Here is a 5,558-nt window from a genome sequence, read left to right on the forward strand (position 1 = left end):
ACTTGAATATAGGAGTCATACCTTAGCATCATAATTTTTTATTATTTACCCTGTCTACTTGACGGGGGGCAGTTCAATAGTGTATTTATTACTACTTTTTTGATTTAAATTTATAGCATAAGTTTAATTCTTTTTATTTACTAGCTTTTTAGGATATACAGATACTACTATTGTAAGAATTATTAAAGAAATGATTAAAATAGGCATAGTAATATTTACTGGAATAATTAATGATATTATAGTAAATATAAATCCAAAAACAACAAAGACTTTACCACCAAATCTATGAGTCTTAAACCATATATCATCATTTGATAGCGTTAGTGATGTTCTTATTCCTATAAAGTTGTTTCTTTTACATTTTGGAAGATAATTTCCTAATATAATAAATCCTATTCCTAAAGCCATATATATTAATTTACTTGAAAATGCATTATTTATATTAGTTATCTTATTAAAATCTGATATTAGAAAACTTATGGTTAGGACATTAAAAGTAATTGCTAGAACTACAGTACAAGCATTTAAACTTTTAATGTTATTTTTGTTTTCAGGTTTCTTTGCAGCATAATTTGTACATATAAGGCTTATGATACAAATGACAACATACATTATTGGTAATATTAAAGATTCATATTTACTTCCCCATCTTGTAACTTCTCCATTAAATCCATAATGAGCTGGTATTAAGTCAGGCAAATAATTTAAAGATATAAGAGTTATTATTAATGGTAAAAATATAAAAATTATTAACAGCACCTTTTTAAAATTAGTTTTCATTAGAATCCCCCCTTTTTTATATTAAATTGAGATAGCCACATCATTATTTCTTCAAAAACAGATATGTTTAACTCATAATAAATATATTTCCATTGTTTATCTTCTATTATCAAATCAGCTTTTTTTAAGATTGAAAGATGATGTGAAATTGTTGCTTGTGTCATATCAAATTTACTTGCAATTTCACCTGCTGACATCTTCCCATCTCGAAGAAGTGCTAATATTTCACGTCTTGTAGGATCAGATAAGGCTTTAAAAGTATTTTGAAGTGGCATTAGTTTACCTCCAATTTCATTTAGATAATTATCTATATGATTAAATATAAAATCTATATGATTAAATAGTAAACTAAAAAGTACCCTATACCATAGAAAAAACTATGGTATAGGGTACTAATCATTTTTGACTTTAATAGCCGTCTTTGGGCAATTATTTACACATGAAAGACAAGATTCGCAATGTTTACTAAATTTAATATTTTTTGATTTATCATAAGATACATTTGCTCTTGGGCATACTTTTATACATGTGCTACATTTAATACAATCCTCATTTACATAGAAATTATCTTTAATCAGATTACACATACAGAATGCCATGTAATATCATGTATTGCAAATATAAAGGAACCTAATGGAATTATGATTGCTGAAAAATTAAGCATGACTAGAGGTGGAATTTCTAAAATAGCCAATCGTTTGATAGAAAAAAAACTTATTACTACATATAAAGATGACAGTAATCAAAAAAAGATTTTCTATAAATTAACTAGTCTCGGAGAAAAAATTAATATAATTCATAATGAACTTCATAAAGAAAATCATAATTTTCTTTTAAAAATAGCTAGCAATTATACACCACAAGAACAGGATATAATTATTAAATTTATAAAAGAGTTGAAAAATAATAATGAACAATCTTAAACTATTGTGACTTAAAAGGATGTCTGAATTGATATGCTCTCTGTCTACTTGACAGGGATAGCTAAAATTCAGACATCCTTTATATTATGTTTATTTTTACATTATTTTAAAACAAAGCCTTATTTTTTATAGGCAGTAAGTTATATCATTATTTATAAATTTATATAATACAGTAAGTAGTATTAATTTTTGTAATGTTAGCTTAATTAAATTTAAGGGGGAATGATAATATATGCCTGAATCGAAGTGTCCTGTGACAGGTAATACAAGTATGCCTATAGCAAGTGAACAACATACTAATAAGAGTTTATTTCCAAATGAATTGAATCTTAAAATTCTTCATCAAAATTCAGAATTATGTAATCCAATGTCTAAGTATTTTAACTATGCTAAAGAATTTAACAAACTAGATCTTGAAGAAGTAAAGAATGATTTATTTAAGTTAATGACAGATTCTAAGGATTGGTGGCCTGCTGACTATGGGCATTATGGAGGATTATTTATACGTATGGCATGGCATAGTGCAGGAAGCTATAGAGTTGGAGATGGTAGAGGTGGTGGAGGTCGTGGAATGCAAAGATTATCACCTCTTAATACCTGGCCAGATAATGCTAATTTAGATAAGGCACGTAGGTTGCTTTGGCCAATTAAAAAGAAATATGGAAATAAAATATCTTGGGCAGACCTTATGATACTAGCAGGTAACTGTGCATTTGAATCTATGGGGATAAAGATGATAGGTTTTGGTGGTGGACGTGAGGATGTTTGGGAGCCTCAAGAAGATATTTATTGGGGAAATGAAGAAAAGTGGCTTGGAGATAATAAACTAGCAGATAGTGGAGAGATTGAAAATCCACTTGCTGCTGTTCAAATGGGATTAATTTATGTAAATCCAGAAGGACCAAATGGAAAGCCAGATCCAGCAGCATCAGCTAAGGATATTAGAGAAACTTTCTTAAGAATGGCTATGAATGATGAAGAGACTGTTGCACTTATAGCAGGTGGACATACTTTTGGTAAATGTCATGGCGCAGGTCCAGCTACATATGTTGGGCCAGGACCTGAAGCTGCACCTATTGAGGAGCAAGGGCTTGGGTGGAAGAATAGCTATGGAAAAGGTAAAGCTGAAGATACTATAACTAGTGGAATAGAAGGTGCATGGAATGCAAATCCAATACAGTGGGATATGGGGTATTTGAAAACATTATTTAAATATGAGTGGGAGCTAGTTAAAAGCCCAGCAGGAGCATATCAATGGTTAGCTATGAATGTGGATGAAGAGGATATGGTAGTAGATGCTCATAATCCATTAAAAAAGCATAGACCTATGATGACTACAGCAGATTTAGGCCTTATTAATGATCCTATATATGCAAGAATTGCAAAAGATTATTTGGAAAACCCAGAAAAATTTGCTGATGCATTTGTTCATGCATGGTTCAAATTAACTCATAGAGATATGGGACCAATATCAAGATATCTTGGACCAGATGTTCCAAAGGAAGTATTTATTTGGCAAGATCCTGTGCCAAATGTTAATCATAAATTAGTTAATAAAAAGGATATAATACATCTTAAGAAAAGAATTTTAGACTCTGGATTATCAATATCAGAGCTTGTTAGAACAGCTTGGGCTTCTGCATCAACATTCCGTGGTTCAGATTATCGTGGTGGAGCAAATGGAGCTAGAATATGTCTTGAACCACAAAAAAATTGGGAAGTTAATGAACCAAAGGAACTTAGGAAGGTTTTAAATATATTAAAAGGAATAATGTCAAAGTTTAATAAGTCACAATCAGGAAGTAAGAAAATTTCACTAGCAGATATTATTGTACTTGGTGGATGTGTTGCTATTGAACAAGCTGCTAAAAATGCAGGGTATGATATTATTGTTCCTTTTACTCCAGGGCGTACTGATGCAACCCAAGAGCAAACTGATATAAACTCCTTCTGTGTACTTGAACCTAAGGCAGATGGATTTAGAAATTATATGAAAGATAAATTGCAAGTAAGACCAGAAGCAATGTTAATTGATAGGGCACAGCTATTAACATTAACAGCTCCTGAAATGACAGTATTAATTGGTGGTATGCGTGTATTAAATGCTAATTATAATCACTCTAAAGATGGTGTATTTACACATAGACCAGAATGTCTTACAAATGATTTCTTTGTAAATCTTCTTGATATGGATACAGTTTGGAAACCAACATCTAAAGATGAAGATAGATTTGAAGGAATTGATAGAAAAACAGGAAAGTTAAAGTGGACAGCAACAAGAGTTGATCTTATATTTGGTTCTAATTCACAGCTTCGTGCAATTGCTGAAGTATATGCATCTAATGGCAATGAGGAAAAATTCCTTTGTGATTTTATAGCTGCTTGGAACAAAGTAATGAATGCAGATCGTTTTGATATTAAAATAAAGAAATAACCAAGAAAAGTAAAAAAAACGTAAAGTTAAATTATGATATTAATCAGTTGAAGTAACAATTATTGCTTCAGCTGATTTTTATATGTTTAGAAATAACTGCTTAGTCTTTTTTTTACTTTTAGAAAATAAATATATATAGTGGAATAAATATAAAAAGAGTAGTATAATATAAATAATTGAAAATGATTATCAATTAAAAGAGGTGATAAGATGAATATTTTAATGGGATTATTAATACCACTTGCAGGAACTACATTAGGTGCTGCTTGTGTTTTTATTATGAAGAAAGAATTAAATCAATTAGTTAACAAGGCGTTACTTGGCTTTGCATCAGGCGTAATGATTGCAGCTTCTGTATGGTCGTTAATTATACCAGCAATAGATATGAGTTCTAATATGAATAAATTTGCATTTTTCCCAGCGGCAATAGGTGTATTAATAGGTATAGTATTTATGCTTATTTTAGATAAAGTAATACCACATCTTCATTTAGATAATGACAAACCAGAAGGGGTAAAAAGTGAAAAGTTAAGGAAAACAACAATGTTAGTTTTAGCTGTTGTATTGCATAACATACCAGAGGGAATGGCTGTAGGAATTGTTTTTGCAGGAGCGATGAGTACAGAAAGTGCTATAACTATTGCAGGAGCATTTGCATTATCAATTGGTATTGCAATTCAAAACTTTCCAGAAGGGGCTATTATATCAATGCCTCTAAAAAGTGAAGGAATAAGTAAAGGAAAGTCATTCTTTTATGGTTTTTTATCAGGAGTTGTTGAACCTATAGGAGCAATTTTGACAATTGTTTTTTCTAAGGCACTTACACCTATAATGCCATATCTTTTATCATTTGCAGCAGGGGCTATGATTTATGTTGTTGTTGAAGAGCTAATTCCAGAATCATCTACTGGTGAACATTCAAATATAGGTACAATTGGGTTTGCTATAGGTTTTGTATTAATGATGATTTTAGATGTAGCATTAGGATAAGAGTTAAATAAGGAATTAAATTTTCCAATGTTCAGTGACTTAAAGGATATGACTTTAGTTGCTTTAACTGGTGCTATAATCCATATTTCTATGGGAGCAACAATGCAATTTATTCCAATGTTATTAGTTATAATCTTTTGTGTTATTGCTGCTTATGTTAGCGCAAAATTTGCAAATAAGTGTGAGATTAAAAGGTTAAATAAAGTTGTAGGTACATGCCTTGGAATTCTTGGTGTAATAACTATTTTAATAAAATTAATATAATTGAATAATTGCAATAGTTATTAAATACAATTTATTGGTACTAATATGTATATTTTACATTATAAAAATATACATATAGTAAAAATACTTTGAATCTGTTAAGCTGATATGAAAAAATAGCTTGATTTTTCATAGAATTGCTCGCTCTTTGAAAATTATATAAGTTT

Annotated in this window: 7 protein-coding genes; 4 read left to right on the forward strand and 3 right to left on the reverse strand. The window is 30.0% G+C overall.

Annotated features, from left to right (window positions below; genetic code table 11):
* Positions 1–123 precede the first annotated feature (123 nt).
* The 3 genes from LPC13_RS16395 to LPC13_RS17220 form a co-directional block, all read right to left on the reverse strand.
* Positions 124–780 (reverse strand): SdpI family protein, encoded by a 657-nt coding sequence (locus tag LPC13_RS16395; RefSeq protein WP_005213230.1) that lies wholly within the window; start codon positions 778–780, stop codon positions 124–126.
* Entirely contained in the window at positions 780–1,055 is a 276-nt protein-coding gene (locus tag LPC13_RS16400; protein ID WP_234089015.1) for an autorepressor SdpR family transcription factor, read from the reverse strand. Before LPC13_RS16400 ends, LPC13_RS16395 begins: the two co-directional genes overlap by 1 nt.
* Before the next feature lie 117 nt (positions 1,056–1,172).
* Positions 1,173–1,379 (reverse strand): 4Fe-4S dicluster domain-containing protein, encoded by a 207-nt coding sequence (locus tag LPC13_RS17220; RefSeq protein ID WP_083875398.1) that lies wholly within the window; start codon positions 1,377–1,379, stop codon positions 1,173–1,175.
* On the opposite strand from LPC13_RS17220, the gene LPC13_RS16405 reads away from it, so the two are divergent.
* The 4 genes from LPC13_RS16405 (at position 1,359) to LPC13_RS16420 (ending at position 5,391) form a co-directional block, all read left to right on the forward strand.
* Positions 1,359–1,703 carry a MarR family transcriptional regulator gene (locus LPC13_RS16405; RefSeq protein ID WP_278244422.1) on the forward strand — a complete coding sequence of 115 codons (345 nt, stop codon included), beginning with the start codon at positions 1,359–1,361 and terminating at the stop codon, positions 1,701–1,703. The two genes, LPC13_RS17220 and LPC13_RS16405, sit on opposite strands and share 21 nt — an antisense overlap.
* 232 nt (positions 1,704–1,935) lie before the next feature.
* Entirely contained in the window at positions 1,936–4,137 is a 2,202-nt protein-coding gene (gene katG / locus LPC13_RS16410) for a catalase/peroxidase HPI (protein ID WP_005213234.1), read from the forward strand.
* Between the two features lie 210 nt (positions 4,138–4,347).
* Complete coding sequence (locus tag LPC13_RS16415; RefSeq protein WP_005213236.1) at positions 4,348–5,127, forward strand: ZIP family metal transporter; 780 nt, start codon at positions 4,348–4,350, stop codon at positions 5,125–5,127.
* 27 nt (positions 5,128–5,154) lie between these two features.
* A complete protein-coding gene (locus tag LPC13_RS16420; RefSeq protein ID WP_005213237.1) occupies positions 5,155–5,391 on the forward strand; it encodes a hypothetical protein in 237 nt (78 codons plus the stop codon).
* The last annotated feature ends 167 nt before the right edge of the window (positions 5,392–5,558 follow it).

The sequence above is a fragment of the Clostridium celatum genome, from assembly GCF_021412605.1.
In the GTDB taxonomy this organism is placed as follows: Bacteria; Bacillota; Clostridia; order Clostridiales; family Clostridiaceae; genus Clostridium; species Clostridium celatum.

Coding starts and splice junctions, on each gene's coding strand:
- LPC13_RS16395 (WP_005213230.1), bottom strand. CDS start 780: ATGAAAACTAATTTTAAAAAGGTGCTGTTAATAATTTTTATATTTTTA.
- LPC13_RS17220 (WP_083875398.1), bottom strand. CDS start 1,379: ATGGCATTCTGTATGTGTAATCTGATTAAAGATAATTTCTATGTAAAT.
- LPC13_RS16415 (WP_005213236.1), top strand. CDS start 4,348: ATGAATATTTTAATGGGATTATTAATACCACTTGCAGGAACTACATTA.
- LPC13_RS16400 (WP_234089015.1), bottom strand. CDS start 1,055: ATGCCACTTCAAAATACTTTTAAAGCCTTATCTGATCCTACAAGACGT.
- katG (WP_005213234.1), top strand. CDS start 1,936: ATGCCTGAATCGAAGTGTCCTGTGACAGGTAATACAAGTATGCCTATA.
- LPC13_RS16420 (WP_005213237.1), top strand. CDS start 5,155: ATGTTCAGTGACTTAAAGGATATGACTTTAGTTGCTTTAACTGGTGCT.